14 protein-coding genes are annotated in these 17,624 nt (G+C 70.3%); 4 read left to right on the top strand and 10 right to left on the bottom strand.

The genetic code is table 11. The annotated features are described in order from the left end of the window. Positions 1-6 precede the first annotated feature (6 nt). The 3 genes from GF068_RS21505 to recD2 all read right to left on the bottom strand — a co-directional run bounded on the left by GF068_RS21505 (position 7) and on the right by recD2 (position 4,126). Positions 7-465 carry a response regulator gene (locus GF068_RS21505; protein WP_153821328.1) on the bottom strand — a complete coding sequence of 153 codons (459 nt, stop codon included), beginning with the start codon at positions 463-465 and terminating at the stop codon, positions 7-9. A gap of 164 nt (positions 466-629) precedes the next feature. Continuing rightward, on the bottom strand, positions 630-1,760 hold the full coding sequence (locus GF068_RS21500) for a tetratricopeptide repeat protein (protein WP_153821327.1): 1,131 nt from the start codon (positions 1,758-1,760) through the stop codon (positions 630-632). Positions 1,761-1,954: 194 nt separating this feature from the next. Beyond that, the gene (recD2, locus tag GF068_RS21495; protein WP_338046494.1) at positions 1,955-4,126 is read right to left on the bottom strand and encodes an SF1B family DNA helicase RecD2; all 2,172 of its coding nucleotides are present in this window, start codon (positions 4,124-4,126) and stop codon (positions 1,955-1,957) included. Between the two features lie 346 nt (positions 4,127-4,472). Here recD2 and GF068_RS21490 point away from each other — a divergent pair, with 346 nt between their 5' ends. After that, positions 4,473-7,061, top strand: a complete 2,589-nt coding sequence (locus tag GF068_RS21490) for a M1 family aminopeptidase (RefSeq protein WP_338046493.1) — start codon at positions 4,473-4,475, stop codon at positions 7,059-7,061. Continuing rightward, a complete protein-coding gene (locus GF068_RS21485) occupies positions 7,042-7,851 on the top strand; it encodes an SDR family NAD(P)-dependent oxidoreductase (protein ID WP_153821324.1) in 810 nt (269 codons plus the stop codon). Before GF068_RS21490 ends, GF068_RS21485 begins: the two co-directional genes overlap by 20 nt. Before the next feature lies 1 nt (position 7,852). Here GF068_RS21485 and GF068_RS21480 read toward each other — a convergent pair whose 3' ends face one another. From GF068_RS21480 to GF068_RS21470, 3 genes are read right to left on the bottom strand one after another with little or no spacing between them, the layout of a single operon-like run. Further along, entirely contained in the window at positions 7,853-9,553 is a 1,701-nt protein-coding gene (locus GF068_RS21480; RefSeq protein ID WP_153821323.1) for an NHL repeat-containing protein, read from the bottom strand. 19 nt (positions 9,554-9,572) lie between these two features. Further along, on the bottom strand, positions 9,573-11,249 hold the full coding sequence (locus GF068_RS21475; protein ID WP_153821322.1) for an NHL repeat-containing protein: 1,677 nt from the start codon (positions 11,247-11,249) through the stop codon (positions 9,573-9,575). Positions 11,250-11,284: 35 nt separating this feature from the next. Continuing rightward, the gene (locus GF068_RS21470; protein ID WP_153821321.1) at positions 11,285-12,049 is read right to left on the bottom strand and encodes a hypothetical protein; all 765 of its coding nucleotides are present in this window, start codon (positions 12,047-12,049) and stop codon (positions 11,285-11,287) included. Positions 12,050-12,255: 206 nt separating this feature from the next. Between GF068_RS21470 and GF068_RS21465 the strand changes: the two genes are divergently transcribed. Next, complete coding sequence (locus tag GF068_RS21465; RefSeq protein WP_153821320.1) at positions 12,256-13,047, top strand: enoyl-CoA hydratase-related protein; 792 nt, start codon at positions 12,256-12,258, stop codon at positions 13,045-13,047. Between the two features lie 3 nt (positions 13,048-13,050). Here the strand turns inward: GF068_RS21465 and GF068_RS21460 are convergent, their stop codons facing one another. After that, positions 13,051-14,148 carry an FAD:protein FMN transferase gene (locus tag GF068_RS21460; protein ID WP_153821319.1) on the bottom strand — a complete coding sequence of 366 codons (1,098 nt, stop codon included), beginning with the start codon at positions 14,146-14,148 and terminating at the stop codon, positions 13,051-13,053. Further along, a complete protein-coding gene (locus tag GF068_RS21455; protein WP_153821318.1) occupies positions 14,148-15,194 on the bottom strand; it encodes a methyltransferase domain-containing protein in 1,047 nt (348 codons plus the stop codon). Before GF068_RS21455 ends, GF068_RS21460 begins: the two co-directional genes overlap by 1 nt. Positions 15,195-15,287: 93 nt before the next feature. Here GF068_RS21455 and GF068_RS21450 point away from each other — a divergent pair, with 93 nt between their 5' ends. Then, positions 15,288-16,472, top strand: a complete 1,185-nt coding sequence (locus GF068_RS21450; protein ID WP_153821317.1) for a M20 family metallopeptidase — start codon at positions 15,288-15,290, stop codon at positions 16,470-16,472. Between the two features lies 1 nt (position 16,473). On the opposite strand, the gene GF068_RS21445 is transcribed toward GF068_RS21450, so the two are convergent. Beyond that, positions 16,474-17,091: a hypothetical protein gene (locus tag GF068_RS21445; protein WP_153821316.1), complete on the bottom strand. Its 618-nt coding sequence runs from the start codon at positions 17,089-17,091 to the stop codon at positions 16,474-16,476. A gap of 89 nt (positions 17,092-17,180) precedes the next feature. Continuing rightward, positions 17,181-17,534, bottom strand: a complete 354-nt coding sequence (locus tag GF068_RS21440) for a hypothetical protein (RefSeq protein WP_153821315.1) — start codon at positions 17,532-17,534, stop codon at positions 17,181-17,183. Positions 17,535-17,624: the final 90 nt, after the last annotated feature.

Raw genomic sequence — 17,624 nt, 5'->3', positions numbered from 1 at the left:
GTCCTGCTAGGACGAGCTCTTCGGCGCGCCGGACGTAGGCGCCGCAGCCGCGCACGCGCGATGCGAGGGGGGCGCGAAGCCGCGGTAGAAGAGCCGCTCGACCTCGCCGATGAGGTCCCTCATGCCGATGGGCTTGGCGAGGAAGCCCTCGGCGCCGGCCTGCGCGGCCTCGGCGCGCGCGCCGCGTTTGCCCGAGATCACGAGGAAACGACAGCCGTAGCCGCGTGAGCGCGCGGCCTCGATGAAGTCGGTGCCGCTCATCTCGGGCATGCGCTGGTCGACGACGACGACATCAACGCGGTCGAGCCGCTCGAGCGCTGCCGACGGGGACATCGTCTCGCGCACCTCGCACCCCTCGGCTTCCAGGCACATGCCCAGGAGCCTCAAGATGTCGGGGTCGTCATCGACCACGAGCACGACGGGGGGACGCGGTCGCCACGTGCGCACGATCCGGAGATTACCCATGTTTCTGCCCGCTTCCAAATGTGAAAGACGACGGGCGCGAAAATGAGCGTGGGACGGATCGCTGCGTCTGCGGCGACCGAGAGGAGATGTGGGGGAGAGGTCTGCCGGGGGCTCGACGCGTCGAGCGGAGCCCCCGTGCGAAGGGGAGAAGGGGAGGCGCGGGTTTACTTGCGCGGCTGCTGGGCCGCGGCGAGCTGCTGCTGCTGCTGCTGCAGGAACTGCGCGACGAGGCGCGAGCGCTCGATGGCGAACTGCTTGACTTCCTTGTTGGGCGAACCCGCGAGGGCGTTGAGCAGCTTCGTGACCTTCTCGATCTGGCGCGACTGGAAGAGGGCCTCGAAGTAGTTGTTCGCGATGCGCACGTCGCGGCTCATCTTCGCCTCGTGCGGCTGGAGGAGCCGGATGACGGCCTCGAGGTCGCCCTTCTGGCCGTAGAGCGCCGAGAGGCAGAGGAGCGCGAGCGGATCGTCGGGCGCGATCTCGACGCCCTTCTTGGCGTACGTGACGGCGCGGTCGCGCGTGCTGTCGTCGTTGGCGAAGAAGCCCTGCAGCGCGATGTACGGCGCGGCGCTCTTCTTGTCGGTCGCCATCTTCTCGATCTCGGCGATCGCCTTGTCCTCGCCCTCGTTCTGCTTGAGGTGCTGGAAGAGGTAGGCCCACGCGTCGATGCAGCCGATGCTGATGCCGATCGCCTTGTCGACGAACTCGCGCTCCTTGTCGGCCTCCTTCTTGAGCTGGAAGACCTTGGCGAGGTGGAGCGAGGGGTAGGGGTTGTCCTTGAGGAGGTTCTGCGCGCCCTTCAGCGTGCCCTCGGCCTTGTCGAGCTTCTCCTGCTGGAGCTGCGCGATGCCGAGCGCGAGCCAGTCGTCGCCCGTGCCGCCCTTCGCCACGACCTTCGAGAGGACCTGCTCGGCGCGCTGCAGGCGGTTGTACTTGAGCAGCTCCTGCGCGTAGATGCGCGCGCGGTTGAGGTCGTCGGGCTGCTCCTGCCAGTGCTTCTCCAGGCCGGAGAGCAGGTCCTCGAGGCCGATCGCGATCGGGCGGCCCTGCTCGTCCTGCACCTGCACCGCGGGGCCGTTGAAGCCGAGCAGCTTCCACATCTGCTCGGGCGTCACGAGCGACGGGCCCTTGTCGAGCATTTCCTTGGTCTCGTCGTCGACCTTCGACAGCGGGATCACGATGAGAGCGTTGCCAGGCACTCCGTTGGGGAATGCGCTGACGGGCGCCATGATGGCCGCGCCGCCCGTGATCTGAAGTCCCGCCGCCACTCCACCCTGCTGTCCGTTCTGCGCCATGGTCGCTCCACCCGAGGATCGCGCGGGGCGCTTCGTGCGCCCGCGGTCGCCGCTCGACGAGCGCTGTGGCGCGCGTCGGACGGGAAAGAAAATGCCGTTGTTTGAGAGGGGCGGGCAGGCTAGCAGGATGCCTCAGGCAGAGCAACGGCCGCCGCGGATCCGCGGCTCTTCGTGGTTCACCTCGAACCGACGCGTCAACCTCGACGGAGCCTGTGGGCGAGGCCGGTCTGCCGCTCCTCGCGCCGCGTCTCGGAGAGCGCGAGGCCGAGAGCTCGCCCGTCCGTGACGAGCACGACGAGCTTCTTTCCGCGCGTGACGGCCGTGTAGAGCAGGTTCCGCGAGAGCATCACGAAGTGCTGCGAGAGCAGCGTGATCACCACGGCGGGATACTCGCTGCCCTGGCTCTTGTGGATGCTCGTCGCGTAGGCGAGCACGAGGTCGTCGAGGTCGCTCTCCTCGTAGGCGACGTCCCGGCCGTCGAACGTGACCGTGAGCGTGCCGGCCTCGGCGTCGATCGCGCGGACGATCCCGACGTCGCCGTTGTAGACCTCGCGCTCGTAGTCGTTCTTGAGCTGCATGACCTTGTCGCCGAGGCGGAAGAGCTTGCCGCCGCGGGTGACCGAAGGACCGTCGGGGTTGAGCGACCGCTGGAGGGTCTCGTTCAGCGCGATCGTGCCGACGGGGCCCTTGTTCATCGGGGAGAGGACCTGCACGTCGCGCACCGGATGCAGGCCGAAGCCGCGCGGGATGCGCTCGGTGACGAGGTCGTGGATCGTGGCCGCGGCCTCGTCGGGGTCATTTCGTTGGAACACAAAGAATTCGCCGCGCTTGTCGGTCGCGCCCTCGGGCTTCTCGCCGTCGTGGATGCGGTGGGCGTTCTGCACGATGAGGCTGCCCTCGGCCTGCCGGAAGATCTGCGAGAGGCGCACCGTGGGGATCACGCCCGAGCCGATGACGTCGCGCAGGACCGCGCCAGGGCCCACGGACGGGAGCTGATCGACGTCGCCGACGAGCACGAGCCGCGCCTCGTCCGCGATGGCCTGCGTGAGCGCGTCGCAGAGCGGCAGGTCGATCATCGAGGCCTCGTCGACGATGAGCACGTCGGCCTCGATCGCGCGGCCCTTCTTGCGGAGGAAGCCACGCGCCTTCGGGTCGAACTCGAGCATGCGGTGCAGCGTCATGGCCTCGCGCCCCGTCGCCTCGCTCATGCGCTTGGCGGCGCGTCCCGTGGGCGCCGCGAGGCGCACCACCTGGCCCGTGAGGTCGAAGAGCGAGAGGATCGCCCGGACGATCGTGGTCTTTCCGACGCCGGGACCGCCCGTGATGACGAGGATCTTGTTCCGCGCGGCCTGCTCGATCGCGTCGCGTTGCGCGGGCGCGAGGGCGACCCGCGTGCGGGCCTCGAAGGCCTCGATCGCGGCGCTGGCCGCGGCCTCCGGCGGCTCGCCCCGGCGGCCCGAGAGCGGACGGCCGGGCGCGCGGAGGAGCGCGAGCAGGCGCTCGGCGAGGCGCGATTCGGCCTCGTGGAGCGACGATTCGTAGACGGCGACCTCGCCCGTGGGCAGCGTCTCGACGTGCGCGCGGCCAGACAACGCGAGCATGTCGATGGCCTGATCCACGCCTTCTTCTTCGCGCTCGAGCATGAGCGCGGCGGCGCTGACGAGGGCCTCTCGTTCGGCGTAGACGTGCCCCTTGCCCGCGAGGTCGTTGAGCACCTGCAGGACGCCGGCCTGCGCGCGCTCGGGCGCGTCCGGCGAGACGCCGACGGCGCGCGCGATCTGGTCGGCCGTCTTGAACCCGACGCCCCAGACCTCGAGCGCGAGGCGGTAGGGCGAGCGCTTGACGATGTCGATCGCGGAGGCGCCGAAGCGCTTGTAGATGCGCGTCGCGAGCGCGGCCGAGGCGCCGTGTTGCTGCAGGAAGATCATGATGTCGCGGATGACGCGTTGCGAGGCCCAGGCCTTGGCGACGGCCTCGGCGCGGCGTGAGCCGAGGCCCGGCACCTCGGCGAGGCGCTCGGGCGCTTCGTCGAGCACGCGCAGCGCGTCCTCGCCGAGCGTCTCGACGATGCGCTTGGCGAAGACGGGCCCGACGCCGGGGACCATGCCCGAGCCGAGATATTTTTCGAGGCCTTGCAAGGTCGAGGGCGCGATCTCCAGCAGCGTCTCCACACGGAGCTGGTCGCCGTGGCGACCATCACGCTCGTACTTGCCCGTGGCGCGGACGCGGGTGCCGGGGGCGACGGGCTGGAAGCGCCCGACCCAGGGCAGGGGCGCCTCGTGGCCGTCGATCGCGACCTTCACGACCCGGAAGCCGGTCTGGTCGTTCTCGTAGGTGACGCGCACGACCTCGCCTTCGAGGGTCACGGTGCCGTCCTTCGAGGGCGAGGCCTTTTGAGCTGCAAAGAGTGTGTGCTGCGCGGGCCCCGAGGGGCCGGATCGCGGGCGCGGCGGGGCGTCGTCCGGGCCTTTTTGGCCCGGGGCCCCGGCGAGCAGAGGCTTGCGTCCGCGGCGGTTCATGACGAGGGGGGCGAGGCTAGCGCGGTTTTCCCGCGGCGAGGGGCTTTGCTCGGCGGGTTTGTTGGGTAAGACTCGCCGATCGATGAGCCTCGAGCACCGCCTCCACGACCGCTGCGCGTGCGGATCAAGCCTTTCGTCCTACGCCCAATCGTCCGCCTCCGCTGCCTCCGGGCGCCCGTTCGCGCTCGCCGGCGTGCAACGCGTCTACGAACGGCCTCGGCCATTCACGGTCACGCACATCGCGCTCGACCTTCGCCTCGACGTGCCGAAGAAGTCGGTCTCGGGCGAGGCGCTGCTCGACGTGTCGCGGGTCGACGCGCGGGCGAAGGAGCTCGCGCTCGACGCCGTGGGCTTCGACCTCGCGGCGGTCGAGCTCCGCGCGGGGGACGAGGGCGGGTTCGTCGCGGCGGAACACGTCTACGACGGGCAGACGCTGCGCGTGTCGATCCCGGAGGCGGCCGCTCGCGTGACGGTGCGCGTGCGGTACAGCGCGACCCCGCGGCGCGGGCTCTACTTCCTCGCGCCGGACGAGCACGTGCGGGACCGGCCCGCGCAGGTCTGGTCGCAGTGCCAGGACGAGGACGCGCGGCACTTCTTCCCGTGCATCGACAAGCCGCACAACAAGCAGTCGACCTCGCTGCGCGTCGAGGTGCCCGAGGGCTGGTTCGCCCTGTCGAACGGCGCGCGCGAGAGCGACGAGGACGAGGAGCAGGGCGGCGTCTACCGCTACCGGCTCGACGACCCGCACCCGAGCTACCTGTTCACGCTCGTCGCGGGCGAGTTCGAGCGGATCGACGACGAGTCGGAGGGCGTCCGCCTGCATTACTTTGTGCCCAAAGGAAAAACCGACGAGGGCAAACGCACGTTCAAGCGTACGCCGGAGATGGTGCGCCGCTTCGGCGAGCTCACGGGCGTCGCGTATCCGTGGAAGAGCTACTCGCAGATCGTGGTGAGCGACTTCATCTTCGGCGGGATGGAGAACACCACGGCGACGACGATGTACGAGCACATCCTGCTCGACGAGCGCGCCGCGATCGACGTGACGGCCGACGACCTCATCGCGCACGAGCTCGCGCACCACTGGTTCGGCGATCTCGTGACGTGCCGCGACTGGTCGCACGCGTGGCTGAACGAGGGGTTCGCCACGTACATGGAGCACGTCGATCGCGAGGGGCACCTCGGCCGCGACGAGTACGAGCACGGCGTGCGCGGCGACGTGGCGTCGTACATCGGCGAGGCGCAAGGGCGCTATCGGCGGCCGATCGTGTGCCAGGACTACGAGGCGCCGATCGACATCTTCGATCGCCACCTCTACGAGAAGGGCGCGTGCGTCTTGCACATGCTGCGGCTCGAGCTCGGCGACGAGGCGTTCTGGCGCGGCGTCAACGTGTACCTCACGCGGCACGCGCGCGGCATCGTGGAGACGCGTGACCTGATGCGCGCGCTCGAAGAGGCGAGCGGCAGGAGCCTGGAGCGCTTCTTCGAGCAGTGGGTCTTCCGAGCAGGGCACCCCGAGCTCGAGGTGAAGATCGATCACGAGGGCGAGGCCCTGATCGTGACGGTCAAGCAGGCGCAGGCGAAGGACGGCAAGGAGAAGGACAAGGACGACACCGGGACGCACGTCTTCGCCCTCGACCTCGAGCTCGACATCGTGATCGACGGCGAGGTGCGGCGCGAGGTGCGGCGCGTGGAGTCGCAGGCCGCGACGTTCACGATCCGCGTGCCCAAGCGGCCCGCGTTCGTGGTGGTGGATCCGGAGCTCCGGATCGTGGGCGACGTGCGGGTCGAGTGCCCGGCCGACCTGCTGCGCGCGCAGCTCGCGGGGGCGTCCACGGCGCGCGGCCGGCTGCTCGCGGCGAGCCTGATGGGCAAGCTCGACGATCCGGCGACGACACGCGCGCTCGGCGCGGCGCTCGCGAAGGAGGACGAGTTCTGGGGCGTGCGCGCGGAGGCCGCGTCGGCGCTCGGGCAGATCCGGAGCGACGACGCGCTCGAGCACCTGCTCGCCCACGCGCGGACGGCGCACGCGAAGGTGCGGCGCGCGGTCGCGGCGGCGCTCGGCAAGTTCCGCTCGGCGAAGGCGGCCGATGCGCTGAAGGGCCTGACCCTGCGGGACGAGAGTTACCTCGTCGAGGCAGAGGCCGCGCGCGCGCTCGGCGCGACCCGGCAGAGCGCGGCGTTCGACACGCTGATCGAGGTCCTCGATCGTGCCTCGTGGGCCGACATCGTGCGCGCCGGCGCGCTCGACGGGCTCGCGGCCCTGCGCGACGAGCGCGCGCAGGCGCACGTGCTCACGCGGACCCGCTACGGGATCCCCACGCGCGGCCGGCGCGCCGCGATCATGGCCCTGCCGAAGCTCGGCACGGACCGGAAGGTGCGCGAGGCGCTGGAGGAGCTGCTCGATCAGTCGGATCCGTACCTCAAGGTGGACGTGGTGCGCGCGCTCGTCGACGTCGGCGACACGAAGTCGCGCGGGCCGCTCGCGCGCCAGCTCGAGCGTGAGCTCGACGGCCGCGTGCGCCGCCGGATCCGCGAGGCGCTGCGGGACCTCGGCGGCGCGGGCAAACGCGAGGCCGAGCGGCTGCGCGAGGAGCTCGACTCGCTGCGCTCCGAGCACGCGGAGCTCAAGGCGCGCCTCGGCAAGATCGAAGCGCTGCTCGCGCCGAAAGAGACGAACGGCCAGGCGAACGGCATCCACCGCGACGGGGACAAACCCGAGGCGGAGAAGGAGGCCGTCGAGAAGGGCAAGAAGAGGAAGAAGGATGAACGAGCTTCGCGGTAAAACGGCGCTCGTCACCGGCGCGTCGGCGGGGATCGGGCGCGAGATCGCTCGGATCCTCGGGCGCGAAGTGGGTGCGCTCGTGCTCGTGGCGCGGAGGCGCGAGCGGCTCGACGAGCTCGCGCGTGAGCTCGTGGCCGCAAGGCCCGGTCTGCGGGTGCTCGTGCGCGCGGTCGACCTGCTCGACAGGAAGGCGCTCGGCGCGATGCTCGACGACCTCGTGCAGGCAGGCGAGGTCGTCGACGTGCTCGTGAACAACGCGGGCTTCGGGGACTACGGTCTCCTGGAGAACCGCGACTGGGAGAAGATCGAGCGGATGCTCGAGCTCAACGTCGTGAGCACGACGATGCTGCTCGCGCGCCTCGTGCCGTCGATGGTCGCGCGGGGATCGGGGGCGATCCTGAACGTGGGGTCGATCGCGGGGATCTTGCCTTCACCCGCGATGAGCGCGTACGCGGCGAGCAAGGCGTACGTGAACCACCTGAGCGAGGGCCTGCGCGCGGAGCTCGCGGGCACGGGCGTGTCGGTGACGGTGGTTTGTCCGGGCCCGGTGCCGACGGAGTTCCAGGACGTCGCGGGCAGCGACGTGCGGCCCGAGTTGCCGAAGGCGATGTACGTGGACGTGGTGACGTGCGCGGAGGAGGCGGTCGCGGGGCTTCGGCGTGGTCAGGCGCGGGTGATCCCGGGCGTCGTGCCGCGGGCGATGGCGATGACCGTGGACGCGCTGCCGAAGATGATGGTGCGGCCGTTCCTGTCGCGGATGGGGAAGAAGGCGCGGGGCGGCAGCCGGTAGCTCAGGGCAAGAAGCGGCCGAGGAAGGCGTTGCCGTGCTTCGCGTCGAACGCGCCGAGCAGCGCGTCGTCGATGAGGAACGGCGCGCGGTGCTGGCCGGCGACGATCACATCACCCGTCGGCAAGAGCGCGAGCGCGAGCATCGTGTTCGTGGCGTCGATGCCTTTGCCAGCTTCGCTCTGCAGGACGCGGGACGCGACGTGCCCGCCGTCGGCGGCGAACTTGGCGAAGTACAGGTCCGCGGATTCGACGTTCGTGAGCAGCCCTCCGCCGAAGTCGATTCCGCCGGTGTAGGTGCCGACGACGACGAGCTGATCGGACGCGTCGACGGCGAGGTGCGCCTGCGTGACGAACGCCGTCGCGTCGCCGAAAGATTTCGCCGAGAGGACGACGTCGCCGCTGCTCGCGAGGCGCACCACGTAGAGCGCGCGCGTGGAGGCGTCGGCGGTCGCGACGACCTGACCGCCGAAGTCGACCTTGCCCTCGAACGCGCCCGCGAGGAGGAGCTCGCCCGTCGGGGACAAGTCTATGTCGAAGGCCTCCTGCGCCGATGAGTCGCCCCAGGCGTTGGCCCAGACCGGCGAGAGCGTGGGCGAGAGCTGCGCGGCGAAGACGTCGCGGAGCCCCTTCGAGGCGAGCGGCTGGTTGGCGATGATGTCGAGGGTGCTGTCGAAGATGCCGGTCATGTAGACCTGCCCCATCTCGCCGAGCGCGATCGCGCGGACCTCGTCGAACCCCTGCCCGCCGAAGCGGCGTGAGCCCGCGTGAAAGCCCGTCTCGTCGAGCTTCGCCACGAAGCTGTCGGTGCCGCCGGCGCTCGTGAACGTCGTCCCTCCGAAGTTCACGGTCCCCGTGAAGGTGCCCGCCAGGATGACCTGGTTTGCCTTGGTCACCTCGATCGCCCGCACCTGTTGCGTTGACGCGTCGCCGAAGAGCTTGCTCCACATCGGGTCGCCGTTCGTGTCGAACTTCGCGACGAACGCGTCATCCGAGCCCGCGCTCGTCAGCACGCCGTTGCCGAAGTCCACGGAGCCGAACACGCGGCCGCCGACGTAGATGTTGCCCATCGCGTCGCTGGCGACGGCGTACGCTTGTTGCGTGTCCGCGTCGCCGAAGCGCTTGGCCCAGACGACCTCGCCGAGCGGCGTGATCTTCGCGAGCAGGACGTCGTAGCCGCCCGTGCTCGCGAGGGGGCCCGCGCCGAGGTCGATCATCCCGGCGAACGAGCCCGCGATCACGATGTTGCCGTCGGGCGCGATCACGACGTCGTTGATGAGCTGCGCGGTGAGCGTCTCGCCGTACGACTTCAGCCAGCCGATGTCGAGCGCGAGGCACTGGTCCCCGTCGTCGCCGTTGCACGCCTCGTCCTCGGGCGTGAGGCAGTTCTCGGGCTGCGGCAGCGTCTCGCCGCCGCACTCGCCGAAGCCCGAGCCGTTCGGCAGACAAACCTGCGTGCCCTTCTTGCAGAGGCCCACGTCCTCGGTGCCGGGAGGCCCGGTGTAGCAGGACCTCTGTTCGTCGGGCGTGCACACCATGCCGCCGCCCCCGCCGCCCGCGCCGCCGCCCCCGCCGCTACCTCCCGCGCCCGTCGGCTCGAACTGACGTTCCACCGGCGAGCACGCCGCGAAGGTCATCGCCGCGAGAGAGGCGACGCCGAAGCGTCGAAACGAAAAAGCCAAGTTGCTCTGGATCCAGCGCTTCATCGCTTCGAGCATGCCACGCTCAGGGCAGGAGGCGCGCGAGAAACAGGACGGCCTCCTGTTCGCTGTTCGCTTGCAGCGGGCCACCACCGAGATCGATGGGCGCGTAGCTGATGCCCGCGAGGATGGCGTCGCCGGTCGGCATCACGCCGAGCGCGAGGACCCCGGCCGGCATGATCGTGTCGTACGTGCGAGAGCTCCTGTGTGCGCCGTCGAGCTCGAGCTGCGCGACGAAGGGGCTGACCTGCGTCTTCGAGGCCAGCGCGCCCCCGCCGAAGTCGATCTGATCGCTGAACCAGCCTGCGGTCACGATGCGATCGTTGGCCACGCCGACCCCCATGCCCCAGTCGGAGATGGACATCGGCCCGCCGAGGAGCTTGCTCCAGGCGAGGACGCCGTCCGGCGCGAGCTTCACGAGGTACGTGTTCGTCGCGTTTGGTGGTGCTTCGATCTTCGAGCCGTCCTCGAAATCGATGGCGCCCGCGAGCCGCCCCGAGACGACGACCTCGTCGCCCGGCGTGACCGCGATGCCGAGCGCCTCCTGATCGGCGACGTCGCCGAAGCGCTTCGCCCAGACCGGAACGCCGCTCGTGTTGAGCTTGGCGACGAACGCGTCGTCGCTGCCGGCGCTGGTGAAGCTGCCCGCGTTGCCGAAGTCGAGCGCGCCGCTGAAGTGGCCCGTGATCGTGATGTTGCCTTGGCTGTCGACGACGACGCCGATGAGGTCTTCGTCGCCCGTCCCGCCGAAGCGGCGCGACATCGAGTGAAAGCCCGAGCTGTCGAGCCTGGCCACGAAGAGGTCACCGTCCGTCGGAGCAGTGAGCGCGGCGCCGCCCAGGTTGATCGTGCCCGAGAATTTGCCGGCCACGACGACCTGGCCTGCCTGCGTCAGCGCGACGCTCGTCGCGCTTTGTGAGCTCGTGTCCCCGAAGAGCTTCGCCCAGACGAGGTTGCCCTCCGGATCGAACTTGGCCACGAGCGCGTCGGAGCTGCCCTCGCTCGTGAGCGCGCCGCCGCCGAGATCGATCGCCCCGATGACCATGCCCGCGAGGTAGATCATCCCCGCGGCGTCGATCGCGACGCCGTTGCCGTCCTGCGACGACGCGTCGCCGAAGCGCTTGCTCCACTTGTGCGTGCCGTCGGCGCCGAACTTGGCGAGCAGGATGTCGGAGCTGCCCGTGCTCGCGAGCGGCCCGCCGCCGAGATCGACGGTGCCGCGCAGCTCGCCGGTGATCACGATGTCGTGCGTGTTCGGGTCGACGGCGACGCTGCGCACGAAGACCTCGCTGGCGATGGAAAACCCCTTGCTCCACGCGTGATCGAGCGGCGGGCAGTCGGTTGGTTCGTCGCCGTTGCACGCCTCGTCCTCGGGCGTCGCGCAGTTCTCGGGCTGCGGCAGGACCTCGCCGCCGCACTCGCCGAAGCCCGAGCCGTTCGGCAGACAAACCTGGATGCCCCGCTTGCAGAGGCCGACGTCCTCGGTGCCGGGAGGCCCGGTGTAGCAAGCCCTCTCTTCATCCGGCACGCAGCCCTCGCCGCCGCCGGCGCCGCCCGCGCCGCTCGAGCTCGTCGTGGTGCCGAAATCGCGCTCCTCGGGCGTGCACGCGACGAGCGCCATCGTGGTGATCGACGCGGCGGAGACCAGCGCGCCGAGGTGCCGGAAAGACCAAGCCAATCCCCTGTGGATCCTGCGATTCATCGATCCGAGCATGCCACGGATCTTCGCTCCTCGGATCAGCGGCGTGACGCTTCACTCGGGGGCGAGAGGCGCACCAGAAACCCGTTCGCGTCGAGGAGGCTCGAGGTCGTGAACACGCCCCCGCCGAAGTCGATCGGGCTCGTATGGGCGCCGCCGAGCAAGAGCTCTCCGCTCGGCCCGAGATCCAGCGCGAGCACGCCGTCCGGGCCCGGCCCACCGAACACGCGCGCGCCGAGGTGCGAGCCGTCCTTCGCGAAGCGCGCGACGAAGGCGTCGACGTTGCCCGCCGAGGGCAGGGCTCCGCCGCCGAAGTCGACGACGTCGTCGAAGAAGCCCGCGGCGACGACGCTGTCCGAGGCCGGATCCACGGCGAGCGAGACGCCGAAGGACACCGACTGCGGGCCGCCGAAGATCTGGGCCCAGAGCACCGCGCCCTCGGTCGACATCCGCGTGAGGAAGAGCCCTCGCTCGCCTTTCGGGAAGAGCAGGGGCCCGTCGATGTGCAAGGTGCCCGAAGCGTCGCCGGCGACGAGCACATCGCCGTTCGGCGCGGCCGCGATCGCGAGCCCGCGCTGGTTCGTGGTGTTGCCTGCGCGCCTTGCCCAGAGGCCGGTGCCGTTCGCGGAGAGCTTGGTGATGAAGAGGTCGACGCCGCCGAGGCTCGCGAGCGGGCTGCCGGTGACGGGGCCGAAGTCGATCGTGCTCTCGAAGGCGCCCGTGAGGAAGATCGAGCCCGCGTCATCCACCGTGAGCCCGCCGAGATCGTCGAAGCCCCATCCGCCGTACCTCCGCGAGAGCACGTGCGCGTACCACCAGCGTCAGCCGCGCCTGCGCCACCTGCGCCGCCCGCGCTGCTCGTCACGGCGGGGCCGTCGGGGGAGCACGCCGCCACGCAAGCCATCCAGAGGCCCAGGAGCCCGAGCGCTTTTTGCTTCATGTCACCACGCGAGCATCGCACGACGACGAGCCCCTTTGCGCGCGCCCTCGCCTTCGCTACGCACGGCGTATGTCCGATCAATCCTCCCCCGTGAAAGTCGAGCGTCGCGGCGCCGTCGGCGTGCTCGTGATCGACCGAGCCGATCGTCGCAACGCGCTCTCTCGCGACACCCTCTACGCCCTCGGGCGCCTCGGCAAGGAGCTCGTGAGCGACCCCGACGTACGCGCCATCGTGCTCACCGGCGCGGGTGACAAGGCCTTCTGCGCGGGCGCCGATCTGAAGGAGCGCCAGGGCATGAGCCCCGACGACGTGCGCAAGCAGGTCGGCCTCTACCGCACCGAGCTCGGGGTGCTCGACCGCAGCACGAAGCCCGTGATCGCGGCGATCAACGGCGTCGCCTTCGGCGGCGGGCTCGAGCTCGCGTTGATCTGCGACCTGCGCGTCGCGGCCCCGCATGCCGAGCTCGCGCTCCCCGAGACCACGCTCGGCATCATCCCCGGCGCGGGCGGGACGCAGCGGCTGCCGCGTGTCGTCGGCGAGGCGCGCGCGAAGGAGATGATCCTGCTCGGCCGCAAGCTCGGCGCGGCCGAGGCGCTCGCGTGGGGGCTCGTCAACCGCGTCTCGCCCGCGGGCGCGAGCGTGCTCGACGACACGCTCGCCTGGATCGAGCCCATCGCCGGCGGCGCGCCGATCGCGCAGAGCGCCGCGCTTCGGGCGATCGACACGTCGTACGAGGTGCCGCTCGAGCTCGGCCTCGAGCTCGAGCGCGTCTACTACGACGAGACGCTGCGCAGCGAGGACCGGCTCGAAGCGCTGCGCGCCTTCGCCGAGAAGCGCAAGCCCGCCTTCCGCGGCGTGTAGCGACTAGATCCCGTCCGTTGGTTCTCGAAACATCTGGACCTTGCCTTCCAGCCGCTTCGAGACCCACACCTTGTTGTTCTCGTCCACCACGACCGCGCCGCAGTCCTCCTGCTCCTCGCAGATCGACAGGCCCTTCTCCGGTCCGAGGATGAAGATCGCGTCGTCGATCCCGTCGGCGGTGAAGGCGTCCTTGGCCCACACGGTCACGCTGCGGCTCTTGCGCGCGGGGTAACCCGTGCGCGGATCGATGATGTGGTGCCAGCGCTTGCCGTCCTTCACGAACGCGCGCTCGTAGTCGCCGGCCGTCGAGAACGCGTGATCGGTGACGTCGATCATCGCGAAGTAGTCGTTCGGCCCCTTCCCGCGTGGATCCCGCACGCCGACGCGGTAGGCCGAGCCGTCGGGTTTTTTTCCTCGCACGTAGAGGTCGCCGCCCGCCTGCACGTAAAACGACGCGAGCCCCTCGGCCGAGAGCACCTTCGCCGCCGCGTCGACGGCGTAACCCTTGGCGATGCCGCCGAGGCTCAGGCGCATGCCCGGCTTCATCAGCATCACGCTGCGCGCCTCGTGGTCGAGCTTGATCTTGCGGTAGTCGATGAGCGCGCGCGCCTTGTCGATCTCGGCCTTCTTGGGTACCTCCTCGACCTTGTTCTCGTCGAAGCGCCAGAGGTCGCGCATCGCCTCGAACGAGATGTCGAAGACGCCCTCCGAGCGATCCGCGACCGCGATGCTCTTCTTGATCACCTCGAACGTCTCGGGCCCCACGGCGACGGCCTGCTTGCCCGCGGCCTGGTTGATCCGCGAGATCTCGCTGTCGTCGCGCCAGGTCGTCATGAGCTTCTCGAGCCTGCGGATCTCGGCGAGCGCCTTGTCGAGCTTCGCGCGGATCGCCGCCTCGTCGAGCTCACGCGTGGTGTACGTCGTGATCACCACGTGCGTACCCATCGCCTTGTCGTCGAGCGTCACCTTCTTCGGATCGAAGGGCGCGGGGCGCGGCGCGGCGGCCGACGATCGCGGCTCGGGCGTGGGCTCGGGCGGCGAGGACGTGTTGCACGCCGCGAGGGCGAGCGCGCCGAGGAGGAAGAGCCGAGCGCTTCGCATCACGCCTCCCGCGTGATCCGCACGTAGACGTGCGACGGCGGGGCGATGCCGGTCTCGATACGCGCGGCGGGCATGCCCGGCGCGAGCGCGGCGACGAGCGCGAGCTCCTCCTCGTAGAACATGCGTCGGATCGAGGTCACGGCGTCGTAGTAGAACGTGTACGTCCGACCGTACAGGGCCCCGACGAGCGCCACGAGCCCGAGCGTCGTGAAGCTCCGCTCCCCGTCGATGAAACACGCGCCCACGCGCGCGCGCCGCGAAGCCTCGCCCATCATCCGCGCGATCATCCCCGGCGGGAAATGGTGGAGGGCCTGGGTGCAGGTGATCACGGAGACGCCCCGCGCCTCGAGCCCTCCGAGCGCGAGCGCGTCCTCGACTGAAAACGTCACCGAGAGCCCTCGCTCGTGGGCCTGCGCGCGCCCGAGCGCGAGGTACTCCTCCCGCAGATCACTCGCCTCGATCGCGACCCGATCCCCGAACCGCTCCGCGAGGACCAGCGCGAGCCCGCCGTGCCCCGCCGCCACGTCGTGCACGATCGGCCGCTCTCCGCGCGCCTCCGCCGTTGCGACCAGCGGCTCGATCGCCGCCATCACCGTCTCGTAGATCCCCGTGCAGTGGTTGAACCGATCGAGCACGTCGAGCGCGTGGGTCCGCTCGTCCTCCGGGCAGCTCGGATCATCCATGAGCTCCGGTCGATCCCGGTAGAGCTGCGCGTCCACCGTGTAGAGCAGCTCCGTGAGCCCGGACGCCGCGTCTCCGTCCAGATCCCTCGGTCGTTCGCTCCGCATCGTGGCCACGGCCTCGGCGACGAGGGCGTCGAAGCGCTCGATCGCCGCGGCCTCGCCTCGGAGCACGGCGCCTTCGAGCGGGGTGATCTGGGGCTCGAAGCGCTCGATCGTGCGGCGCATCGCGCGGCTTCGGTGGGGCGCGAGCGCGGCGCGCAGGGGGCCGCGCACGTCGTGGCGGCTCATCCTGCGCATCAGCGCTTCGAGCGCCGGGTCGAACCGGCGGCGGAGGACCTCGGACAGGATCGAGGCGCGGGGCATGGGCGGCAGCTTAACGCATCCCGGCGGCACGTCGCGCGCACGAGCGCCCCGCGCGAGGGGGCTGTATGCTGCGCCGATCAAGCCATGCAGACGATGCCCGCCGAAAGGCCCGACAGGGAGCCCATCCTCGCGGCCGCGCGTGCCGTCGCGCCGATCGTCCGTGACGTCGCGGCGCGCATCTTCGCCCACCCGGAGCTCTGCTACGAGGAGACACGCGCCGCGGCCTGGCTCTGCGAGGCGATCGAGGCCGAGGGTGTCCCCGTCGAGCGCGGCGCGGGTGGTTTGCCGACGGCCTTCCGCGCGCGCCTCGGCGACGGCGCGGGCCCACGCGTGGCGATCCTCGCCGAGTACGACGCGCTGCCCGAGATGGGCCACGCGTGTGGCCACAACCTCATCGCGGGCGGCGCGCTTGGCGCGTTCCTCGCGATCGCGCGGGCGCGCCCGCCTCTCGCGGGCACGATCGAGATCATCGGCACGCCTGCCGAGGAGGGCGGCGGCGGCAAGATCCGCCTCCTGCATGCCGGCGTGTTCGAGGGCGTCACGGCTGCGCTCATGTTCCACCCCTACGACTGCGACTTGCTCGCGCCGACGTCGCTCGCGGCGTACTGGCTCTCGCTCCGCTTCAAGGGCGTGCCTGCGCATGGAGCGATGGCCCCGTGGGAGGGCAAGAGCGCGCTCGCCGCGGCGCTCGGCACGATGCACCTCGTCGACGTGCAGCGCGTGCAGCTCCGTGATGGCGTGCGCCTCCACGGCATCATCGTCGAGGGTGGCCAGGCGGTGAACATCATCCCCGAGCGCGCGGTCGTCGACTACGCCGTGCGCGCGTCCTCCTTCGCCGAGCTCACGATCGTGCGCGAGCTCGTCGAGCGATGCGCGCGCGGCGCGGCGATCGCGTGTGGTGTCGAGGTCGAGGTCCACGAGCGTGGTGGTTACAAGGACCTGCGCCCGAACTTCCCGCTCGCGCGTCGCTTCGGCGAGCACCTCGCCGCGCTCGGCCGGCCTGCGCGTGAGGTCGACCCCTCGCGCAGCATGGGCTCGACGGACATGGGCGACATCTCGCACGTGATCCCCTCGATCCACCCGCTCATCGCGATCTGCGACGAGGGCGAGACCATGTGCCACGAGCACCCGTTCGCGCGGCATGCGGGCGGTGAGCGTGGCGCGGAGGCGATGCTCGTGGCTGCGCAGGCGCTCGCGCTCACGGCGCTCGACGTCCTCGCGGACGCGCCTCTGCGGGCGGCGTTGCTCTCGGATTTCGAGGCGAAGAAGGGGCGCTGACCTAGGCTGCGGGCGCGCGCTTGCTGTCGACGCCGGCGGCTTGCAGCTCGTCGAGCATGCCCGTCGTGCCTTCGAGCGGGATCGCGCGGGCGAGGGCCACGCGCTCGAGGATCATCGCGAGCTCCAGCATGTTGCTCACGGGTGGCAGGAGCGCGCTCGTCCCGTCCCAGAGGTCGAGCCCGATGCTGCCGAGCAGCACCGGCAGCTCCTTGTCCTTCTGCTCCGTCTTCGGGATGCGCACCTTGTCGATCTGCGACCAGCTCCACGTCCGCACCCGCGGCACGCCGAACGAGAGCAGCTCCCGCAACACGATGCCGTCCGGGTTCACCACGACCCCGCGCATCTGATCACGCAACACGCCTGCGACCGCGCTGCAGAACAGGATGATCGCGCACACGCTCGCCGGCATGATGCGGTGACGGTCGTCCTCGACGACGTACTTGAAGAGCCACGAGTTCGTCGGGGCGTGTTGCCCGTAGACGATCGCGCCCGAGATGAGCAGCGCGACGCCGAGGTAGGCGAGCCAGGGGAGGCGTTCCCGGAGCGGCGGCCCGAACGAGACCGTGCTGTCCGGGCGGTACGTCATGTCGAAGCCGGGAGGACGAGAAGGTCGCGCCATGGCCCTAGATTACACGAGCTGGGCTCGATCCTTGGATCGGACGACTCCCTCACCCCCAGCCCCTCTCCCTCGCGGGAGAGGGGAGAGGATCACTGACACTCGGATGCCTTCGTCGGATTCGCGCGGAAGTATTCGAGGCACCACGGGCTCAGCGCTGCGGTGAAGTCTGCGCACGGGATCTGATCCGGCGGCGTGCCCGAGCGATCCGTCGCCAGCGCTTCTTTGCACGACGTGCAGCACTTCTGCTTCATGTCGGCCTCGCCTTCGGGCTTGGCGTCGCCTTCTTCTGCCGGCTTCGGCGCGGCCTCTTCGCTGGCCATGTCGGCGGCGCCCGTGTCGCCCAGGGCGTCGGGCACCTCTGCCTGCTTGGGCTGGCCGCACGCGGCGACGAGCAGGGCGGACGTGACGAACAAGCCGACGAGCGCGCTCGAAACCTTCTTCATGATCCCGGCTTTATCGGAAGCGCCACCGGGAATCAAACGTGGTGTTCGTCGCGGCGCTTTGAGCGTGGCGCCCTCCTGCACTCCTGTAGC

The organism is Polyangium spumosum, assembly GCF_009649845.1.
In the GTDB taxonomy this organism is placed as follows: Bacteria; Myxococcota_A; Polyangia; order Polyangiales; family Polyangiaceae; genus Polyangium; species Polyangium spumosum.
This window is presented reverse-complemented; position numbering and strand designations above follow the sequence as displayed.

Excerpts from the sequence above, each read along its gene's own strand:
- GF068_RS21505 (WP_153821328.1), bottom strand. The coding sequence starts at position 465 with ATGGGTAATCTCCGGATCGTGCGCACGTGGCGACCGCGTCCCCCCGTC.
- GF068_RS21500 (WP_153821327.1), bottom strand. The coding sequence starts at position 1,760 with ATGGCGCAGAACGGACAGCAGGGTGGAGTGGCGGCGGGACTTCAGATC.
- GF068_RS21485 (WP_153821324.1), top strand. The coding sequence starts at position 7,042 with ATGAACGAGCTTCGCGGTAAAACGGCGCTCGTCACCGGCGCGTCGGCG.
- GF068_RS21480 (WP_153821323.1), bottom strand. The coding sequence starts at position 9,553 with ATGAAGCGCTGGATCCAGAGCAACTTGGCTTTTTCGTTTCGACGCTTC.
- GF068_RS21475 (WP_153821322.1), bottom strand. The coding sequence starts at position 11,249 with ATGAATCGCAGGATCCACAGGGGATTGGCTTGGTCTTTCCGGCACCTC.
- GF068_RS21465 (WP_153821320.1), top strand. The coding sequence starts at position 12,256 with ATGTCCGATCAATCCTCCCCCGTGAAAGTCGAGCGTCGCGGCGCCGTC.
- GF068_RS21460 (WP_153821319.1), bottom strand. The coding sequence starts at position 14,148 with ATGCGAAGCGCTCGGCTCTTCCTCCTCGGCGCGCTCGCCCTCGCGGCG.
- GF068_RS21455 (WP_153821318.1), bottom strand. The coding sequence starts at position 15,194 with ATGCCCCGCGCCTCGATCCTGTCCGAGGTCCTCCGCCGCCGGTTCGAC.
- GF068_RS21450 (WP_153821317.1), top strand. The coding sequence starts at position 15,288 with ATGCCCGCCGAAAGGCCCGACAGGGAGCCCATCCTCGCGGCCGCGCGT.
- GF068_RS21445 (WP_153821316.1), bottom strand. The coding sequence starts at position 17,091 with ATGGCGCGACCTTCTCGTCCTCCCGGCTTCGACATGACGTACCGCCCG.
- GF068_RS21440 (WP_153821315.1), bottom strand. The coding sequence starts at position 17,534 with ATGAAGAAGGTTTCGAGCGCGCTCGTCGGCTTGTTCGTCACGTCCGCC.